General features: G+C 70.9%; 16 protein-coding genes. 7 read left to right on the top strand and 9 right to left on the bottom strand.

The window, feature by feature from the left end:
* A complete protein-coding gene (locus tag ACQPZZ_RS07855; RefSeq protein WP_432930276.1) occupies positions 1–1,326 on the top strand; it encodes a DUF58 domain-containing protein in 1,326 nt (441 codons plus the stop codon).
* Between the two features lie 59 nt (positions 1,327–1,385).
* Here the strand turns inward: ACQPZZ_RS07855 and ACQPZZ_RS07850 are convergent, their stop codons facing one another.
* Positions 1,386–2,378: a stage II sporulation protein M gene (locus tag ACQPZZ_RS07850; protein WP_432930274.1), complete on the bottom strand. Its 993-nt coding sequence runs from the start codon at positions 2,376–2,378 to the stop codon at positions 1,386–1,388.
* Positions 2,379–2,558: 180 nt separating this feature from the next.
* Between ACQPZZ_RS07850 and ACQPZZ_RS07845 the strand changes: the two genes are divergently transcribed.
* The 3 genes from ACQPZZ_RS07845 (at position 2,559) to ACQPZZ_RS07835 (ending at position 7,387) form a co-directional block, all read left to right on the top strand.
* A complete protein-coding gene (locus tag ACQPZZ_RS07845) occupies positions 2,559–3,515 on the top strand; it encodes an RDD family protein (protein ID WP_432930272.1) in 957 nt (318 codons plus the stop codon).
* A gap of 527 nt (positions 3,516–4,042) precedes the next feature.
* Positions 4,043–4,510 (top strand): nuclear transport factor 2 family protein, encoded by a 468-nt coding sequence (locus ACQPZZ_RS07840; RefSeq protein WP_432930270.1) that lies wholly within the window; start codon positions 4,043–4,045, stop codon positions 4,508–4,510.
* Positions 4,511–4,789: 279 nt separating this feature from the next.
* A complete protein-coding gene (locus ACQPZZ_RS07835) occupies positions 4,790–7,387 on the top strand; it encodes a DUF222 domain-containing protein (RefSeq protein WP_432930268.1) in 2,598 nt (865 codons plus the stop codon).
* Between the two features lie 318 nt (positions 7,388–7,705).
* Here ACQPZZ_RS07835 and ACQPZZ_RS07830 read toward each other — a convergent pair whose 3' ends face one another.
* Together ACQPZZ_RS07830 and ahcY are read right to left on the bottom strand one after the other, a co-directional pair.
* Entirely contained in the window at positions 7,706–8,962 is a 1,257-nt protein-coding gene (locus tag ACQPZZ_RS07830) for an adenosylhomocysteinase (protein WP_432930266.1), read from the bottom strand.
* Between the two features lie 64 nt (positions 8,963–9,026).
* On the bottom strand, positions 9,027–10,454 hold the full coding sequence (gene ahcY / locus ACQPZZ_RS07825) for an adenosylhomocysteinase (RefSeq protein WP_363639820.1): 1,428 nt from the start codon (positions 10,452–10,454) through the stop codon (positions 9,027–9,029).
* Positions 10,455–10,623: 169 nt separating this feature from the next.
* Between ahcY and ACQPZZ_RS07820 the strand changes: the two genes are divergently transcribed.
* The 3 genes from ACQPZZ_RS07820 to ACQPZZ_RS07810 are packed head-to-tail and all read left to right on the top strand — an operon-like array spanning position 10,624 to position 12,889.
* Entirely contained in the window at positions 10,624–10,956 is a 333-nt protein-coding gene (locus ACQPZZ_RS07820) for a MerR family transcriptional regulator (protein ID WP_432930263.1), read from the top strand.
* Positions 10,957–11,015: 59 nt separating this feature from the next.
* Positions 11,016–12,227, top strand: a complete 1,212-nt coding sequence (locus ACQPZZ_RS07815; RefSeq protein WP_432930261.1) for a sensor histidine kinase — start codon at positions 11,016–11,018, stop codon at positions 12,225–12,227.
* On the top strand, positions 12,224–12,889 hold the full coding sequence (locus ACQPZZ_RS07810; RefSeq protein ID WP_432930259.1) for a response regulator: 666 nt from the start codon (positions 12,224–12,226) through the stop codon (positions 12,887–12,889). The genes ACQPZZ_RS07815 and ACQPZZ_RS07810 overlap by 4 nt, the downstream gene beginning before the upstream one ends.
* Before the next feature lie 10 nt (positions 12,890–12,899).
* Here ACQPZZ_RS07810 and ACQPZZ_RS07805 read toward each other — a convergent pair whose 3' ends face one another.
* The 6 genes from ACQPZZ_RS07805 to ACQPZZ_RS07780 form a co-directional block, all read right to left on the bottom strand.
* Positions 12,900–14,357, bottom strand: coding sequence for a DUF6114 domain-containing protein (locus tag ACQPZZ_RS07805; protein ID WP_432930257.1), 1,458 nt, complete (start codon positions 14,355–14,357; stop codon positions 12,900–12,902).
* A gap of 58 nt (positions 14,358–14,415) precedes the next feature.
* Positions 14,416–14,994 (bottom strand): DUF6230 family protein, encoded by a 579-nt coding sequence (locus tag ACQPZZ_RS07800; RefSeq protein ID WP_432930255.1) that lies wholly within the window; start codon positions 14,992–14,994, stop codon positions 14,416–14,418.
* 162 nt (positions 14,995–15,156) lie between these two features.
* Positions 15,157–16,098 carry a cation diffusion facilitator family transporter gene (locus tag ACQPZZ_RS07795; protein WP_432930253.1) on the bottom strand — a complete coding sequence of 314 codons (942 nt, stop codon included), beginning with the start codon at positions 16,096–16,098 and terminating at the stop codon, positions 15,157–15,159.
* A 34-nt stretch (positions 16,099–16,132) separates the two neighbouring features.
* Positions 16,133–17,296 carry an SIS domain-containing protein gene (locus ACQPZZ_RS07790; RefSeq protein ID WP_432930252.1) on the bottom strand — a complete coding sequence of 388 codons (1,164 nt, stop codon included), beginning with the start codon at positions 17,294–17,296 and terminating at the stop codon, positions 16,133–16,135.
* Positions 17,293–17,466 carry a Trm112 family protein gene (locus tag ACQPZZ_RS07785; RefSeq protein ID WP_357035272.1) on the bottom strand — a complete coding sequence of 58 codons (174 nt, stop codon included), beginning with the start codon at positions 17,464–17,466 and terminating at the stop codon, positions 17,293–17,295. The genes ACQPZZ_RS07790 and ACQPZZ_RS07785 overlap by 4 nt, the downstream gene beginning before the upstream one ends.
* Before the next feature lie 4 nt (positions 17,467–17,470).
* On the bottom strand, positions 17,471–18,826 hold the full coding sequence (locus ACQPZZ_RS07780) for a phosphomannomutase/phosphoglucomutase (protein WP_432930250.1): 1,356 nt from the start codon (positions 18,824–18,826) through the stop codon (positions 17,471–17,473).
* Positions 18,827–18,887: the final 61 nt, after the last annotated feature.

The following is an 18,887-nucleotide window of genomic DNA, read 5'->3' as shown; positions in this document are numbered from 1 at the left end:
GTGGCGCTGACCGGACGCGCGGGCCTGCTCGCCGCCCTCGCCGCGATCGTCGTGCTCCTCGCCCCCGCGCCCGGCCTGGTCGTGACGGCCGCCGCGCTGGTGCTCGCCGTGCTCGTGGTGGCCGACCTGCTGCTCGCGGGCGGCGTACGCGGGCTGCGGTTCGAGCGCGACGGCGAACGGCGGGTGCGGCTCGGGCAGCCGGTGACGATCGGCCTCATCGTGGACAACCCCGGCTCGCGGCGGGTGCGGGGCGTGCTGCGCGACGCCTGGCAGCCCTCGGCCGGAGCCGCTCCGCGCCTCACGAGGCTCGACGTGCCGCCCCGCGAGCGGCGGCGCCTGGTCACGACGCTGACGCCCACCCGCAGGGGCGACAGGGAGGCCGTGGCCGTGACGGTCCGCTCGGTCGGGCCTCTCGGCCTGGCGGCGCGGCAGCGGACGTTCCACGTGCCGTGGACCGTCCGGGTGCTGCCGCCGTTCCTCAGCCGCAGGCATCTGCCGGCGCGGCTGGCCCGGCTGCGCGAGCTCGACGGACGGCATCCCGCGCTGGTGCGCGGGCAGGGCACCGAGTTCGACTCGCTGCGCGAGTACGTGGTGGGCGACGACGTCCGCTCGATCGACTGGCGGGCGAGCGCCCGGCGCAACGACGTCGTCGTACGCACCTGGCGGCCCGAGCGCGACCGCCGCGTGCTGATCGTGCTCGACACGGGCCGCACCTCGGCGGGCCGGGTCGGCGTGGCGCCGGTGCCCGGTTCCGGCCCTTCCGGGTGGCCCCGGCTGGACTGGTCGATGGACGCCGCGCTGCTGCTGGCCGCCCTCGCCTCGCGGGCCGGCGACCGCGTCGACTTCCTCGCCTACGACCGGGCCGTACGGGCCCAGGTGTCCGGCGCTTCGCGTACCGAACTGCTGTCGTCGCTGGTCGACGCGATGGCGCCGATCGAGGCGGAGCTGGTCGAGGCCGACGCGGCCGGGATGGTGGCGGCCGTGCTGTCCAGGGCCAGGCGGCGCTGCCTCGTGGTGCTGCTGACCGACCTGAACGCGGCGGCGATGCAGGAGGGCCTGCTGCCCGTGCTGCCCGGTCTGTCGTCCCGGCACATGGTTCTGGTGGCCTCCGTCGCCGATCCGCGGGTGGCCGGCATGGCGGCCGGGCGGGGCACCGCCGAGGCCGTCTACGACGCCGCGGCGGCCGAGCGGCTGCGCGGCGAGCGGCGCGAGATCACCGCCGTGCTGCGCCGCCACGGCGTGGAGGTCGTGGACGCCCTGCCCGAGGACGTCGCCCCCGCGCTCGCCGACGCGTACCTCGCGCTGAAGGCCGCCGGCCGGCTCTGAGCTCCTGCAGCCGGTTTTCGGGCGGGGCTCTTCAGGCGGTGGTCTTCGGGCGGCGGTCTTCAGGCGGTGGGCGCGAGGTCGGGGGCGTGCTCGATGTCCCCCGTCTCGTTCGCGCGTTCCGCGCGGCGGCCGAAGACGATCACGTACGCGAGAAAAAGCGCCTCCGCGAGCGCCCCGATGGAGATGCGGGCCCAGGTCGGCAGGCCGGACGGGGTGACGCCCGCCTCGATGAGCCCGGAGACGAGCAGCACCACGACCAGGCCGAGCGCGACGCTCATCACGGCCCTGCCCTGCTCGGCCAGCGCCTCGCCGCGCCGCCTCGGGCCGGGATCGACGATCGTCCAGCCCAGGCGCATTCCGGCGCCCGCCGCCAGGAAGACCGCGGTGAGCTCCAGCATGCCGTGCGGCAGGATCAGGCCCCAGAACACGTCCGCCTTGCCGTGCGAGTGCATCAGGCCGCCCATGAGCCCCACGTTGGCCGCGTTCTGGAACAGGATCCAGGGGATGGGCAGGCCGAGCAGGATCGCCGAGACCACGACCTGCACGGACAGCCAGGCGTTGTTCAGCCACACGTGCCCGGCGAACGACGCCGCTGGATTCTCGGAGTAGTAGTCGGCGAAATCGTGTTCGACGATCTGCCGGATCTCCTCGGGCGTGCCGATGAGGCTCTGCACGGCGGGATCGCGCGCCACCCACACGCCCACGACGTACGCGACCGCGAGTGAGGCCAGCGTGGCGCCGATCCACCACCGGCGCGCCCGGTAGGCCACCGCGGGGAACGACACCGTGAAGAACCGGGCCACCTCCCGCCAGGCCGGGCTGTGGGCGCCCGTGACGGCCGACCGCGCCCTGGCCACCAGCGACGACAGGCGTCCGACGAGAAGGGCGTCGGACGACCCCGACCGCACGATGGACAAGTGGGTCGCCGCCCGCTGGTAGAGCTCGACCAGTTCGTCGACCTCTTCTCCACGCAGCGAGCGCCGCCGCCGTACGAGATCGTCCAACCGGTCCCAGGACGGCTTGCTCGCGGCGACGAACGCATCGATGTCCACGATCGGACCCTATCGCCGGCGCGCGGTGCGCCGCCGTGTCCGAACCGGGGAGCGCGGGCCGAGCGGCGACGGGGGCCGCTCACGCCGGGCGCCGCCGGCGCGAACGCGGGCTTCCGGCCGGTCGCAGGCCGCCGAAGCGCGGCGGTTGGAGCCGGTGATGAAGACAGTAGGGTGCGCAGTGTGTCCGAAGTCGTGACCGGCGAGGCCGTCGTCGTCGAGGTTCGCATCGCCCAGTTCTCCAGCCGCGCCCTGGCCTTCCTCATCGACTGGGCCGTCCAGTGGACCGTGATCATCCTCGCGACCGTACTGGTCGCGCAGGCGTCCCTGGTGACCGACGAATCTCTGGCCGTCGGGCTGCGCATCCTGTTCGTCGTGCTGGTCACGGTGGGCTACCCGGTCGCGTTCGAGACGATCAGCCGGGGCCGCTCGCTGGGCAAGCTCGCCCTCGGCCTGCGTGTGGTGAGCGACGACGGCGGACCGGAGCGCTTCCGGCAGGCGCTGTTCCGCGGGCTCGCCGGGTTCCTGGAGTTCTGGACGTTCTTCGGCGCCCCCGCGCTCATCACCTCGCTACTCAACCAGCGCGGCAAGCGCCTCGGGGACGTGTTCGCCGGGACAACCGTCATCGGGGAGCGCACGCCGGGCCAGGCCCCGCCGCCGGAGATGCCTCCGCCGCTCGCCTCGTGGGCCGCGACCCTGGAGCTGTCCGGGCTGTCCGACGACCTAGCCAACACCGCGCGGCAGTACCTGTCCCGGTGGCACCAGCTCAGCCCGCGTATGCGGGATGAGATGGGGATGCGCGTGGCCGGACAGATCAGCGCACAGGTGGCACCGCCGCCCCCGCCCGGTGTTCCGCCGTACGCCTACCTGGCCGCCGTACTGGCCGAACGCAGACGCCGCGAGGAGATGCGGCTCGCCCGAGCCCGTTCCACGCCCCCGCCGTACGGCCGGCAGGCGTACGGCCGGCAACCGTACGGCCCGCAGGGGCACGAGATGCGGGGACACGGGATGCAGGGGCACGGGGGGCAGGGGCACGGGGGGCCGACGCCGACGCCGCCTTCGCCGCCTCCGGCGAGGGAGGCGGGACCGCCGCGCGGAGAGGCTCCGACGACATCGGGAGGATTTGTTCCGCCCATTTAGGTGTAGACCCGGATTTGCGGGGCACCTGTGGTCATTGCAGGTCATGGGGCATACCTGCAGTGGGGTTGAGGCGGGCATCGCCGGTGCGTGAGGGAGAGGCCGCACCGGAGGTGCCCGCCTCCTTGTCCGTGTCGCTCGTGTATGTCCACGCCCTTTGCCGGCCTGGTCTCACTGCGGAACCCGGTGTCCTCACTCCCTTACACTCCGCTCGCTGAACCCCGGTGAACGCTTCTCGACGGCGCACCGGCTTGTTCTGTGTGGGCTGGTGCCCGCCGGGCCCCACCCCTCCTGCCGTGCTCGCGATACGAGCCCTGGCTCTTGCCTGTCGAGCATGTCCAGGGCGTTGGCCCGCAGGTCGCCGACTCCTTTGTCGGGCGATCACCGAGCGGCTTGCCGGGATCCGGCGGTGCGCGAGATACGGAAAAGCCGGCCCTCCCCGAGGTGAATCGCCTGGTCGGCGCCTCGGCGGGGTTCGCCTACCTGACTGGTAATCGACGCACCGCGCCTTCGGCCACGAGAGTTTCGGCATGAGCAGTGACACTCGTGACGTCGTCGAAGAATTGCTCCGCCGGATGGCCGAGGGTGACCACGACCGTACGGCGCGCTTGTTCGCCGAGCCCGTCGACTGGCAACTTTCCTGGCCCGCCGAGGGGCATGCGGCGGTCCCCTGGATCCGGCCTCGGTCGAGCCGGGCCGAAGTGGCAGACCATTTCCGGTCGCTGGAGGACCACCATGTGCCGGAGCTGAACGGCACATCGGTGACGCGGGTCCTCGTCGACGGGGCGCACGCCGTCGTGCTCGGAGAGATCGCGCAGACGGTTCGGGCCGACGGCACCGCCTACGTCTCGCCTTTCGCACTCCATCTCACTGTCGAGAACGGGCTCGTCACTCGCTACCACGTTTTCGAGGACAGCCTCACCGTCGCGCGAGCTCTCAGCGCCCGGCGCGGAACGACCGGACCGCGGGCAGACGAAGCCGAGCCGACCCGACTGTAGGACCTCTCCCTGTTCCTTGGTGGGCCTTCAGCGTCCTTCCGGGGCGGACGGACGCTGAAGGCTCCACACGTTCCAGGTTCCCGGCATATCGGCGACAGCGACCAATAGCCAGGCAATTCAAAAAATTGCCGTGATTAGCAACATATTCGGCCGTAATGCCGTCAGCGCCCTTTTCTGTGACTCCAAGAAATCCCCAGGCGAACTTGCGCCCCGCTCTCGATGGATGACAGAATTCATACAAGCTTTCGAATTCAGGAGTGATTGAGGACAGAGGGCGTGATGGATCTGTTTGAGTTCGATCATAATCGCCCTCGCCACTCGAACAGCATCGATGACGGCTGGTGGGACCGCCTGATCGCCGGTTCCCCTTTCTGGTCGTCGGAGGGTTCGCTTGCCCGTGACGAATTCCCCGGTGGTCATCTTCTGAGCGGGAACCCTGAAAGGCGGGGTTCCAGGAGCCCACGCAGCACTTCAGTCGATGACAGTTCCGTCAATGACCGTTCGACCGATGCGCAGGGCGACGTGACCACTGATGGCTGTGCCGCGCGTGGCGGTGCTGTCGGCACCAGAGCCGGAAGTTCCGGGGCCGGAAATTCTGCTGCCGGAAGCACCAGAGCCGGAGAGGCTGGAGCCGATAGCGCCTTCAGGGCTGGCGCGGCGGATGCCGCCGGTCCTGTTGGCGACGATTCCGGGGCCGCTTCCGCGGCTGGTTCCAGTGGTGCCGCGGGTTCCGATGGCGCTGGTGCCGCCGGTAGCGGTGGTGCCGGGGCTGGTTCGGCTGGTTCGGCTGGTTCGGCTGGTGCCGGGTCTGTCGGGGATGCGGGTGGTGGTGCGGGTCGGGGCCGGGGCCGTTCGTCGGGGGTCCGGTCGTCGTGGGTGTTGGTGGCCTCGTTGCGGGAGTCGGCGCAGGCGTTGGCGCTGGCGCCGGTTCCAGACGATGCCGGTGTTTGCCTGGCCGAGGCCGAGGACTTGATGTTCGCCCGCGATCGGATCACGTCGGCGTTGGCGGATCGGGTGGGGCGGGTGCATCGGGCGGGGCAGGCTAGGCAGCATGGGCATGCCTCGACCCGCAGTTGGTTGCGCACGGTGGGTGGGTTGAGTGTGGCGGGGGCGGGCCGGCTGCTGACGTTGGGCGTGCAGTTGGCGCGGTTGCCGCGGGTGCGGGAGGCGTTTGCGGGCGGTGAGCTGTCGGTGGGGGTGGTGGAGGCCATCTGTATGGCTACCGAGCATCTGACCGGTGAGCAGGTGGGGCTGGCTGAGCCGATTTTGTTGGAGTTGGCGGGCCGGGCGGGGCCGGCGGAGGTGGCCAGGGCGGGCCGGTATCTGCGGGCGGTGCTGGACCCTGATGGGGACGAGCGTGATGAGCGGGCCGATTACGGGCGGCGGTTTCTGCGGGTCCGCCCCGGCAGAGGTGGTGGGCTGGAGGGGGAGTTTTATCTGCCGCGTGAGGCGGCCGCCCGGTTGCGGGCGTTGCTGGACGCCTATGCCCGGCCCCGGGCGGAGGGTGATGACCGGCCGCTGCGGGTACGTCAGGCCGATGCGTTGATCGCGTTGCTGGAGCAGAAGATCGTCGCTGAGCTTCTGGTACTGGTCAACGCCGAGTCCCTCCCCACCGACCCGGTCACCGACCCCGCCACCGACACCGCCCCTGACCCCGCTACCGACCCGTCCAACGACCCGGTCCCCGACCAGGGCGGCCAGCGCGACCAGGACGACGACGCCAACCACCCCGGGGACCCCACCACCACCGACACCGCCCCTGACCCGGCCACCGACCCGGTCAACGATCCCGCCCAGGGCGACCAGGGCGACGACGTCAACCACCCCGGGGGCGCCACCGACGCCGGTGACACCGAGGACGTCGGCGCCAGCGACACCGAGGACATTGAGAACCCCGAGGACACCGGCACCAGCGACGCCGCTGGCTTGGATGGCTCGGATGACGTGAGTGACGCGAACGATGCCTATGGCGTCGGCGGTGGTGACGCCGTTGGTGCTACCGGCCGGGGTGACGACCTCTGTAATCGCATCCAGCCCACCGAGCCCACCGAGTCCATCCGGCGGGCCGAGGCGGTGTGTCCTGTGCCCGGCGAGGCCGAAGGGACGGACGCGGTCGCCCCCGGTCCCGGTGCTGCGGGGCATGGTGACGCGGCCGGATACGCGCAGCCGGAGGGCAAGGACGCGAAGGGGACGCAGTCGGAGGGGACACGGTCCAGGAAGCCTCAGCAGCGCGAGCCGCAGCAGTGCGAGCCACAGTCGAGGAAGTCACGCTGGGACGATTGGCAACGACCTGATCCCCCTCCCGGGGACACCGCTGCCCGTCACGCCCACCCCGGGCCCCGGCCTGCGGGGGAATCCCGGCATGGGCTTGGTACGCCTGAGGACCACCGCGACGGGCGCGATACAGACCCCGGCCCAGGGGCGAGGGCACTGTTCGGGACGGCGCTGGGGACCGCACTGGGAACGGTGCCGGGGTTGCTGCTGGCCACGGGGCAGATGCTGCCGGTCTCCGGCGTGCACCGCCTGGCCCGCACCTCCGCCCTGGTACGCCTGGTCATGAACGCCGACGGACAGGTGCTCGACATGGGCCGAAAAGTCAGACTGGCCACCCCGGCCCAGCGACGGGCGGTCTTCGCCCGCTACGCCACCTGCTGGATCGACGGCTGCCCCCTGCCCGCCACCATGTGCCAGATCGACCACGCCGACAACTGGAGCACCGGCGGGCTCACGGACCTGAAGCTCCTCGGCCCGGCCTGCCAGTTCCACAACCGCGACCGCTACCAGCACCCCGAGCGCTACACCCGCCGCACAACCGGCAAAGACCGCTGGGCCTTCACCTACCACCACCCCGCCCGAGCGCCGAGGCGGCGCCAGTGAAGGGGCGATACCGGGCGATCGGCGAGAGCGGCGGCCGACCACGCTTCGGCAGGGCCCGTGTCAGGGTGCGCGCCTGTGCCGGTTCGCGCGACGAGCGCGCCGGCAGAGAATCGTCCATGGTGCGAAAACACCCGTACCGAGAGTCCACCTCGCGGAAACAACACCACAGGCAGAACGTCCCCACACGCAGGGCACAACCGCAGGCAGGGCACAACCGCAGGCAGGGCACCACCGCAGGCAGGGCACCACCGCAGGCAGGGCAGCGTTACTTCGTCCGATCAGCGGGCGTCCACGTATGCAGAGCTAGCGGCACGGGGGTCAGGACCCGAGGCGCCAGGAGTGGAGGTACTCCTCCTGTTCGTCCGTGAGTGTGTCGATGGAGATCCCGGCAGCCGCGAGTTTCAGGCGGGCCACCTCGGCGTCGATGTCGGCCGGGACGTCGTACACGCCGGGAGCCAGCCGGGCGGACTCTCGCACCAGCCACGCGACGGCGAGTGCCTGGGCGGAGAACGACATGTCCATCACCGCGGCCGGGTGGCCCTCGGCGGCGGTCAGATTCACCAGGCGCCCCTCGGCGAGCAGCAGCAGCCTCCGGCCGTCGTCCAGGACGTATTCGTCGGTGTTGGGCCGAATTGCGAAGCGCACCTCGCGGGCCATCTCCTCCAGCGCCCGTACGTCGATCTCGACGTCGAAGTGGCCCGCGTTCGCGAGGATCGCGCCGTCTTTCATGACCGCCAGGTGCTCGGCGCGGATGACGTCGCGGTTGCCGGTGACGGTCACGAACACGTCGCCGGTCTCAGCGGCCACGCTCATCGGCCGCACGTCGTAGCCCTGCAGTGCGGCGTCGAGAGCCTTGACCGGGTCGATCTCGGTGACGATGACCCGCGCGCCGAGGCCCTTGGCCCGCTCCGCGACGCCCCGGCCGCAGAAGCCGAAGCCCGCGACGACGACGGTGCGGCCGGCCAGCAGGACGTTCGTGGCCCGCATGATGCCGTCGAGCGTCGACTGGCCGGTGCCGTAACGGTTGTCGAACATCCGCTTGGTCCGGGTGTCGTTCACCGCGACCATCGGGAAGCACAGCGCGTTCTCCGAGGCCATCTGGCGCAACCGGATGATCCCGGTTGTGGTCTCCTCGCAGCCGCCGATCACGTCGTCGAGGAGTTCGACCCGCTCGGTGTGCAGGATGTTGACGAGGTCGCATCCGTCGTCGAGCACGACGTTCGGCGCGATGTCGAGCGCCTGGTGGATGTGCCGGTAGTAGGTCTCCTTGTCCACCCCGGCGCGGGCGTGCACGGCGATGCCGTACGTTCTCAGCGCCTCGGCGACGTCGTCCTGGGTGGACAGGGGGTTGGACGCGGCCAGGGCGATCTCGGCGCCGCTCTGCCGCAGCGCCCCCATGAGCACGGCCGTCTCGGCGGTGACGTGCATGCAGGCGGCGATTCGCAGGCCGTCGAGCGGCCGATCGACGCCGAATCCGGCGCCGATCGCCTGAAGGACCGGCATCGACCGGGCCGCCCACTCGATGCGCCGCTCTCCGGCCTCCGCGAGGTCCGCCGCGATGTCCGGCTGAATCACGCCGTTGTACCTCCTGACGAGAGAGCGCGGGCCGGGCCCGCGCCCCTCGTCGTGTACCCCGCCGTCAGTAGCGGTAGTGGTCCGGCTTGTACGGGCCCTCGACGTCGACGCCGATGTACTCCGCCTGCTTCTTGCTGAGCGTGGTCAGCTTCACGCCGAGCGCGTCGAGGTGGAGACGGGCGACCTTCTCGTCGAGGTGCTTGGGCAGCACGTAGACGCCGGTCGGGTACTCGTCGGTCTTCGTGAACAGCTCGATCTGCGCGATCACCTGGTTGGTGAACGAGTTCGACATGACGAACGACGGGTGGCCGGTGGCGCAGCCGAGGTTCATCAGACGGCCCTCGGCCAGCACGATGATCGAGTGTCCGTCGGGGAAGACCCACTCGTCGACCTGCGGCTTGATGTTGATCTTCTTGATGCCGGGGATGCGGCCCAGGCCGGCCATGTCGATCTCGTTGTCGAAGTGGCCGATGTTGGACACGATCGCCTGGTGCTTCATCTGCGTCATGTGCTCGGCGCTGATGATGCCGTAGTTGCCGGTGCAGGTGACGAAGATGTCCGCGATGCCGACGACCTCCTCCAGGGTGGTGACCTGGAAGCCGTCCATAGCGGCCTGCAGCGCGCAGATCGGGTCGATCTCGGTGACGATGACCCGGGCGCCCTGACCGCGCAACGCGTCGGCGCAGCCCTTGCCCACGTCGCCGTAGCCGCAGACCACGGCGACCTTGCCGCCGATCAGGACGTCGGTGGCCCGGTTGAGGCCGTCGATCACCGAGTGGCGGCAGCCGTACTTGTTGTCGAACTTCGACTTGGTCACCGAGTCGTTGACGTTGATGGCCGGGAAGAGCAGCGTGCCCGACTTGTGCATCTCGTAGAGCCGGTGCACACCGGTCGTGGTCTCCTCGGTGACGCCCTTGATGTCCTCGGCCACGCGGGTCCACCACTTGTCCTCGGAGACCGTACGGCGGAGCGTGTCGAGGATGACCGCCCACTCCTCCGGGTCGTCCTCACCGGCGACCGGTACGGCGCCGGCCTTCTCGAACTCCGCACCCTTGTGCACGAGCAGGGTGGCGTCACCGCCGTCGTCGAGGATCATGTTGGGGCCGGAGCCGTCGGGCCAGCGGAGGGCCTGCTCGGTGCACCACCAGTACTCCTCCAGCGTCTCGCCCTTCCAGGCGAAGACCGGCACGCCCTTGGGGTCGTCGGGCGTCCCGTCGGGGCCGACGACGACCGCGGCGGCGGCGTGGTCCTGGGTGGAGAAGATGTTGCAGCTCACCCAGCGGACGTCGGCGCCGAGCGCGACCAGCGTCTCGATCAGCACGGCGGTCTGGATCGTCATGTGCAGCGAGCCCATGATCTTCGCGCCGCGCAGCGGCTGCGCCGCGGCGTACTCCTTGCGGGTCGCCATGAGGCCCGGCATCTCGTGCTCCGCGAGGCGGATCTCTTTGCGGCCGAATTCCGCAAGCGAAAGGTCGGCGACCTTGAAGTCCATGAGTGTGTCTCCTCAGTTGTCCGTCGCTGCGAGTTTAGGCGCCGCGGACGCCGGAGCGCATACGGAGGTGCGCAAACCTGACACAAGAATGTGAGATTTCCGCGCGGGCGGGTGCCAGAGGCCCGGCGCACTGTCTAGCGTGGACCCCAGGAACGGGACCGGAGGCACGATGCGCATCACCGAGGCGGCCAGGCGACTCGGCATGTCCCCCCGGATGCTGCGCTACCGGGAGGCCCTCGGCCTGTTGCCTCCCATACGGGACAAGGGCGCCCACAGGCGTTTCGGGCCCGACGAGCTGGAGGCGGTACGCCAGGCGATGGAGCTGGAGCGCCGGTTCGACGTCTCACCGGCCGAGCTGGCCTTCGCGCTCCGGGCGCTGTCCGAGCCCGCGGTGGCCCAGGCCGTACGCGACCTCGGTGTGCGCATCGGGCGCATCCAGGCGCCACGCCGCGCGCTGGACTTCGAGAAGGAGAAGGCCCTGCGGCTGCTGAGAGGTCGATGAACCAGGAGTTCACTCCTGGGAGTGACGATCTCCCCTCCGAGCGGAGACAGACTCTCCCCGTGGACATCACTTCGAAGCTCGGATCGATGGAGCGGCGGGTGGCGGCCTTCGACGTCCGGAGAGCCCTCGACTCGCCGCTCCTCGACGTCGCCATCGGCCTCGGCCTGTTCCTCCTCGCGCTGGTCCAGCTCGGCGCGTTCAGCGGTTACCTCAGTCACGTGGGGATCCCCGCCGCCGGGCTCGCGACGCTGCCGCACGCCCTGCGCCGCCGTCACCCCGTCGAGGCGGTGGCCCTGACCGCCATCGGAGCGATCGCCCTGCTGTTCTTCGAGCGCAGCATCGACGGGAACATCTTCGGCCTCACCTATCCCGTGTACGCGTCGGGACTGCTGTCCGCCTACACGATCTTCCGCGTGGCCGGCCGGTGGACCGCCTGGCTCCTCGCGGCGGCCTCGTCAGCCGGAGCCTTCCTCGCCGTCTGGTATCTGGGCGAGCACCGGATCGATCTCGCCCTGGGCGGGGCGGCGTTGCCGGCCGCGACGGCGCTCCTCGCCGACCTGCGGCGGAGCCGGAACGAGGTGCGTGAAGCCCGGGTGGACAATCTGGAGGCGCTGCGCGAGCAGGCGGCCATGGCGGAGCGGGCCCGCATCGCCAGGGAGATGCACGACATCGTGGCGCACTCGATCTCGATGATCGCCGTGCAGGCGGAGACCGCGCCGTACACCATCGCCGACCTGGGCGACGACGGCAGGAAGGAGTTCGCGGAGATCGCCGCGACGGCCCGTGGCACGCTCACCGAGATGCGCAGGCTCCTCGGCGTCCTGCGGGCCGACGCGCCGCCGGAGACCGCGCCGCAACCGGGCCTGGCGCGGCTGCCGGAGCTGATCGAGCGGCACGGCGGCGAGGTCGACCTCGACGTCGTCGGGGTCGAGCGGGAGCTCCCGCAGGCCGTGGACGTCTCGGCGTACCGGATCGTCCAGGAGGCCCTGACGAACGCCAGGCAGCACGCGCCGGGATCCCGCGTGTCGATCGAGATCGCCTACCGGCCCGTGCTGCTCGCGCTCCGCATCGCCGACAACGGACCGGGCCCGGCCCCGGCGGAGCAGACTCCCGCGGAGCGGACGCCGACGGAAAAGGCGTCCGGCGACGCGACCGGCGGACACGGGCTGGTCGGCATGCGCGAGCGCGCCACGGCTCTGGGCGGCTGGTTCGTCGCCGGGCCGGGTCCGGACGGCGGCTTCCTCATTCAGGTGGGACTGCCCACCGAATGATCAGAGTGCTTGTGGCCGATGACCAGCCGGTGGTGCTCAGGGGGTTCGCCGCCGTGCTGGCCGCCCAGCCGGACATCGAGGTCGTCGGCGCCGCCGCCGACGGGCGGGAGGCCGTACGGCTGGCCCGCGCCGAGCGGCCGGACGTCGCCGTGCTCGACATCCGGATGCCGCTGCTCAACGGGATCGAGGCCGCCCGGGCCGTCACCGAGATCGGTGTCAGGGCTCTGATGATCACGACGTTCGACCTGGACGAGTACGTCTACCAGGCGCTCCTGGCGGGGGCGAGCGGCTTCCTGTTGAAGGACGTACGGGCCGGGGACCTGGCCGAGTCCGTACGGATCATCGCTCGCGGCGACGCCCTGCTCGCCCCCAAGGTCACCCGGCGGCTCATCGCGGAGTTCACACGACGGCGGGCCGCCGAGCCCCCGCCGACCGCACCGCGACGCGCGCGGGCGCAGCTGACCGCGCGCGAGTCCGAGGTGCTGCGGCTCGTGGCCCGTGGGCTGTCCAACGCCGAGATCGCGGCGGTTCTGGTGGTGACCGAACACACGGTGAAGACGCATGTCGCCCGGCTGCTGGCGAAGCTCGGCCTGCGCGATCGCACCCAGGCCGTCGTCCACGCCTACGAGACCGGCCTCGTACGGCCCGGGGACCTCGGCTGATCGTGGGCGCTCAGGCGCCGACCACGAGGTGCAGGTCGTCGGCGCGCAGGGAGTCGGCCGTGACGTACGGCTGCTCGCTGACGACGTCGGTCATCGTCAGCGGGACGTTCAGGGACGGCACCAGTTTGAGCGCCCTGACCAGGAGGTTCGGGTTGTCGGCCGTGAACTCCTGAGGCAGGCCGAGGAGTTTGGCGGTCATCTTCGTCGTGCAGATCACCACGTCGCCCTCGAAGGTGAACGTGCTGCCGGTCAGCGTCGTCGAGCCCATTGTTTGCGTGGGCTGCTCCAGCACGGCCTTGTCCATCGTGAAGCGGAGCATCTTGACCGAGCCGGTCGCGGTGGGCATCTCGACCACACCGGTGAACTTCATTCCGGTCATGGTCAGCGAAGGCGCGCGGACCGCGGCCGTCTCGGTCGCGACCGCCACCGCCCCCGGCGCGGAAGAGACCCCCGGCTCGTGGTCACCGCCCTCCGCGGGCGACGGCGAGGGACTCCTCCTGCCGGTCAGCGACCCCACGGCGTCCTGCAGGCTCGTGGGCAGGGCGGTTGGCAGGGCGGTTGGCAGGGCCGTGGGCAGGGCCGTGGGGACCGCGCTGGGCAGGACGCCGTTGAGGACGTCGGACAGGCCGCTGGGAGCGGCGCTCGGGAGGACGCCGGGCAGGAGGGAGCCGCCCTGCCCGCCTGGCACGGGGTCCTCCCGCGCCATGGCCGTTCCGGTCGCCAGGATGACAGGAAGCACGGCGATGGCCAGCGCTCTGGCCGCCGGACCCGGCCCCGCGTCTCCGCGCCCGCCGTCGCCCGGTCGCACACCCCCGTCGTCAGGGCCGCCTTGGGGGCCGTCCTGTGAGTCGTTCGGCACGTCGTCGTCGGGGTCCTCCGGAGAGGGCCCGGCCGCCGGTCCGGCTGCGGCCTCAACCTCGGGATCGGGGTGACGGCGAACCCGGGCGACCAGGAACTGCCGGCCTTCGCCCCCGGACTCGGCGGCGGATTCGGCTGCGGACCGCTGCGGCCGGGTCGCGTCCAGCAGTTCCTCGCCGCTGACCACCCGGCGCTCGGTGAAGGTCATCTCCCCTGCCGACGGCCCGGGCGGCCCGGGTGGCACCGGTGACACGGATGGCCTGGCGGTCTCGGTGGTCTCCGCGGGCGCCCAGGCGACCGCGAGCGCGCCTCCGACCAGGCCGAGCAGCATGCCGACCAGGAAGCCGCCCAGATTGGCGTAGACGAACGACGCGATCGAGACCACCACGGCGACCACGCCGAGGAAGGCCCGCTGGTTGGGCTGCAGCCAGACCATCAGGCCCAAAATGATCAGCACCAGCGCGATCAGGTAGGTGGCGCCGACCGTGCCCGACTGGATGACCAGCGGCAGGGCCTGGGTCGCGAACGGAATGCTCAGCAGTTCCAGGCCGGCCGCGAGCACCAGCAGACCACCCCAGAACGGCCGCGACCGCCGCCAGGATCCGCTCATCGCCGCCTCCCGGCACGCGGCCGCTTTACCATGGGCCGCTCCACGCACGGCACCCGCATCAGAAGCACTCGTGCTCGCCCGGCTCCACCGCCAGCTTCAACCCCGGCAGCTTGAACGTCGCCGCGTTGACCGACCAGGAGACCTGCCGGAAGTCCTTGATGGTGACCGCACTGGCCTGCTGACCGAACATGCCCGCCGCGCCCACGGCGCCCGGCACCTGGTCGAGGGAGGCGGCGTCGCGGCCCGCCTCCAGCTTGGTGAAGACCGCGTTGCCCTCGATCTGGGAGGCGTCGACGATCATGTTCTCGGCGGTCACCGGGTCCTTGCCCGTGCCGGCGGTGATCCGGATGGTCACGGCGCCGACGGGCGACTTCACCAGGACCGTCTGGCACATGTTGGTCAAGGTGGCCTTGCGGATGCCGGAGACGGCGACCGGGATCTTCTGACCCTTCTTGTTCTCCACCGTGCTGCCGTACTGGACGAAGCCCTGGCCCTGCAGGGTGTCGGCGGAGACCTTGAACGTGTCACCCGAGACCACGAACGACGCGCCGATCGCCCCCTCGGCCGTCGCGCCGACCAACACGGAGGCGACCGCGAGCGCCGGCACGAACACGAGCGCGAATCGCTTCCATCGCACGCGTCCCTGCCGGACACGTCCCTGTTGAGCCATGAGTCACCTCTGGGGGGAACCAGTCAAATGTAAAAGCAAAGTTACCGACCGGTACCACCGAGGTTGAAGTGACTCACCATCACATTTCAATTACGGTGCGCAGTGAGAACTGGCGGACCGTAACGAGAATCACGCGCCGGCGTGCTGCTCCGAGGCCGCGTCCGCCCGGTAGAGGTCCGGCTCCAGGTAGATCACCCGGGCCATCGGAACCGCCTCGCGGACGCGCCGTTCGGCCTCGTCGATGCCCCGCGCCACCTCGCCGGCGGTGTCGTCGTGCTCCACCGCGATCTTCGCGGCGACCAGCAGCTCCTCCGGGCCCAGGTGCAGGGTGCGCAGGTGGATGACCCGGCTGACCTCGGGGGCGGCCTCGAGCGCGGCGCAGATCTTGTCCTCCACCTCGGGGGTCGCGCTCTCGCCGATCAGCAGCGACTTGGTCTCGGTGGCCAGGATGACCGCGATCACGGCGAGCAGCACACCGATCATGAGGGTGCCGACGCCGTCCCACATGCCGTTGCCGGTTATGACGGCCATCGCCACGCCGAACAGCGCGAAGACCAGGCCGATCAGCGCGCCGAAGTCCTCCAGCAGCACGACCGGGAGCTCGGGGGCCTTCGCCCTGCGGATGAACGCCACCCAGGATTGGTCGCCCTTGAGAGCACTCGACTCCTTGATCGCCGTACGGAACGAGAAGCCCTCGGCGACGATCGCGAAGACCAGCACCGCGAAGGCCCAGACCGGCGACTCCACGGGCTGCGGCTCAGCGATCTTGTGCCATCCCTCGTAGAGGGAGAACAGGGCGCCGATCGTGAACAGCACCACGGCCACCACGAACGCGTAGAAGTAGCGCTCCCGGCCGTAGCCGAAGGGGTGCTTGCGGGTGCGCCGCTTCTCGGCGCGCTTGCCACCGAGCATCAGCAGCGCCTGGTTGCCGGAGTCAGCCACGGAGTGGACCGACTCGGCGAGCATCGACGACGACCCGGTGAACAGGAACGCCACGAACTTCGCCACGGCGATCGCCAGGTTGGCGCCGAGCGCCGCGAGGATCGCCTTGGTACCGCCACCCGCACTCACGATGAACTCCTCATATCAATCGGCCGAGGCGATCCTATTGGGAAATCCCGGAAATCCTGGCCCGGAGTTCCGTGGCCGCCGTGGCCGATGCCGGGTCCATCCCGTACCCGAGCGCGAGGTAGGCACTCGCGTAGTCGCACAGGCCGACCAGAGCGGCGAGGCGGTCCAGCGGGTGCACACCCTCGGCCAGGATCTCGGACACCGGAACGCCCCGGTCCTCGGCCAGCCGCACGGCGGCCGCGCGGGACCTGGTCACCTGCGGGTGCTCCTCCACGTCGCGCAGCAGGAACAGGCGCAGGCGCACGCCCTCCCCCGGCTCGTCGGCGAACGGGTCGGCGAAGACGTCCCGTCCGGCCAGCGGACCATCGAACGTCACGATCTGGTTGTGAGTGGCCTCGGGCAGTTCCCCCCAGATCGCCGGGTAGCCCGCGTCCTCGCTGAGCCGGTCGGCCAGGCGGCGGGCCGCCACCGCGGCCAGCGGCGAGGTGCCCCAGATGACCGGAAGCGTCCCGGCCAGCTCCATGGCCAGCGTCTTGCCGGGGTTGATGAACGACTCGCTCGACGGGCGGCACCGATGGGCCAGGTCCTCCAGCCGCTTGGCCACCGACTCGAACTCGCTCTCCCCCGCCGGGACCAGCCCGAGCGCGGCCGCCGCCAGGATCGGCGGCACCAGGAGCGACCACAGCGTGGCCTTCGGCTGTCCGGCCACCCCGGTCGCCCCGCCCACCGGCACGTACGGCCCGCCCGCGCGCGCGACCAGGGCCGACAGCGGCGAGTCGGGGGCGCCCACGCCGACGAGCGCGCACCCGCGCCGTACGGCCTCGGCGGCCACGGCGACGGTCTCCTCGGTCCCGCCGGAGCGGGAGACGGCGATGACGAGGTCGGCGGCGCCGGTCCAGCCGGGCAGCCGATGCCCGCGCACCGTCACCACCGGGACCGGAGCGCCGTACCGGCACAGCGCCTCGAGCACGTCGCCCGCGAGGGCGGAGACGCCCACGCCCGCCACGACGATCGCCCGGGGGCGGCCGTCGCCGCCGATCCGCGCCAGGCCGCTCTCCACCGCCGACCGGTACGCCGCCCGCACCTGGGCGGCCGACGACGCGACGGAACGGAGTATGCCGGAGGGGTCGCCCTCCACCAGGTATGCCTGGTCGTCGAGCCGGTCGGGCTCGAACCGGGCCCCTCCGGCACCGGTCATGCCTTGCGTGCCTCGTCGACGAGGAGCACCGGGATGTCGTCACGCACGGGATAGACCAGCCCGCACGACTCCGAGGTGCAGGCCAGCTCGTCCGTGTCGGGCACGGCGCGGAGCGGGGACTTGCACGCCGGGCAGGCGAGGATGTCCAGCAGCCAGTCGTCGATCTTCAACTCGTCAGCTCCTTACCACGGCGAGCACTTCGTCACGGACTGCGGCGACCTTCTCCGCGTCGGCGGCCTCCGCGTTGAGCCGGAGCAGCGGCTCGGTGTTGGACGGACGGAGGTTGAACCACCAGTCCGGACCGCTGACGGTGAGTCCGTCCAGCTCGTCGAAGGTAACACCCTCCCGGCCCGCGAAGGTCTCGCGTACCCGGTCGAGGGCGGCGGCCTGGTCGTCGACCCGGCTGTTGATCTCGCCGGACGCGGCGTAGCGCGAGTAGCGGGACAACACCTCCGACAGCGGCCGGTCCTGCTCACCCAGCGCGGCGAGCACGTGCAGGGCGGCCAGCATGCCGGAGTCGGCGAACCAGAAGTCGCGGAAGTAGTAGTGGGCCGAGTGCTCGCCCCCGAAGACGGCGCCGCTGCGGGCCATCTCCGCCTTGATGAACGAGTGGCCGACGCGGGTGCGGACGGGCTTGCCGCCGTGCTCGGCGACGATCTCCGGAACGCCCTTGGAGGTGATCAGGTTGTGAATGATCGTGGCGCCGGGGTTCTTGGCCAGTTCCCGCACCGCGACCAGTGCCGTGATCGTGGACGGCGGGACCGACTCGCCCCGCTCGTCGATGACCCAGCACCGGTCGGCGTCGCCGTCGAAGGCGATGCCGATGTCCGCGCCCTGCGAGACGACCGCCTTCTGCAGGTCGCGCAGGTTCTCCGGCTCGATGGGGTTGGCCTCGTGGTTGGGGAAACTGCCGTCGAGCTCGAAATAGAGCGGGGTCAGCTCGATCGGCAGGCCCTTGAAGACCTCCGGCACCGTGTAGCCGCCCATGCCGTTGCCGGCGTCCACGACCACCTTCAGCGGCCGGATGCCCGACAGGTCGACCAGCGTCTTGAGGTGGGCCGCGTAGCCCTCCAGCAGGTTCCGCTCGGTCACCGTGCCTTTGCCGGGCTCGCCGCCCAGCCCGGTGTCGAGCAGTTCGGCCGCGCGGTCGCGGATCTCCAGCAGGCCGGTGTCGGTGCCCACCGGCACCGCACCCGCCCGGCACATCTTCATGCCGTTGTATTTGGCCGGGTTGTGGCTGGCGGTGAACATGACGCCCGGCAGGTTCAGACTGCCGCTGGCGTAGTAGAGCATGTCGGTCGAGCCGAGACCGGCGTTGATCACGTCGGCGCCCCGGGAGGTCGCGCCCCGGGCGAACGCCGCGGCCAGCGGGCCGGACGAGGTGCGCATGTCGTGCGCCATCACCACCGAGGTCGCACCGGTCAGCTCCACGAAGGCCGCCCCGACGGCCTGCGCGATCTCCTCGTCGAGCTCGTCCGGCACCACGCCGCGCACGTCGTACGCCTTGAAGATCCTGCTGAGGTCGGCCACTGCACGCCCCTAAAAGTCGTTAAGTTTCGCACCTGAGCCTATAGCGCCTGATTGCCCACCC

The sequence above is a fragment of the Microbispora sp. CA-135349 genome (genome assembly GCF_050947365.1).
GTDB lineage: Bacteria > Actinomycetota > Actinomycetes > Streptosporangiales > Streptosporangiaceae > Microbispora.
This window is presented reverse-complemented; position numbering and strand designations above follow the sequence as displayed.

Bases quoted from the DNA above. Each gene is read 5' to 3' on its own strand.
- ACQPZZ_RS07840 (WP_432930270.1), top strand. From the start codon at position 4,043: ATGAGCAGTGACACTCGTGACGTCGTCGAAGAATTGCTCCGCCGGATG.
- ACQPZZ_RS07835 (WP_432930268.1), top strand. From the start codon at position 4,790: ATGGATCTGTTTGAGTTCGATCATAATCGCCCTCGCCACTCGAACAGC.
- ahcY (WP_363639820.1), bottom strand. From the start codon at position 10,454: ATGGACTTCAAGGTCGCCGACCTTTCGCTTGCGGAATTCGGCCGCAAA.
- ACQPZZ_RS07820 (WP_432930263.1), top strand. From the start codon at position 10,624: ATGCGCATCACCGAGGCGGCCAGGCGACTCGGCATGTCCCCCCGGATG.
- ACQPZZ_RS07810 (WP_432930259.1), top strand. From the start codon at position 12,224: ATGATCAGAGTGCTTGTGGCCGATGACCAGCCGGTGGTGCTCAGGGGG.
- ACQPZZ_RS07805 (WP_432930257.1), bottom strand. From the start codon at position 14,357: ATGAGCGGATCCTGGCGGCGGTCGCGGCCGTTCTGGGGTGGTCTGCTG.
- ACQPZZ_RS07790 (WP_432930252.1), bottom strand. From the start codon at position 17,296: ATGACCGGTGCCGGAGGGGCCCGGTTCGAGCCCGACCGGCTCGACGAC.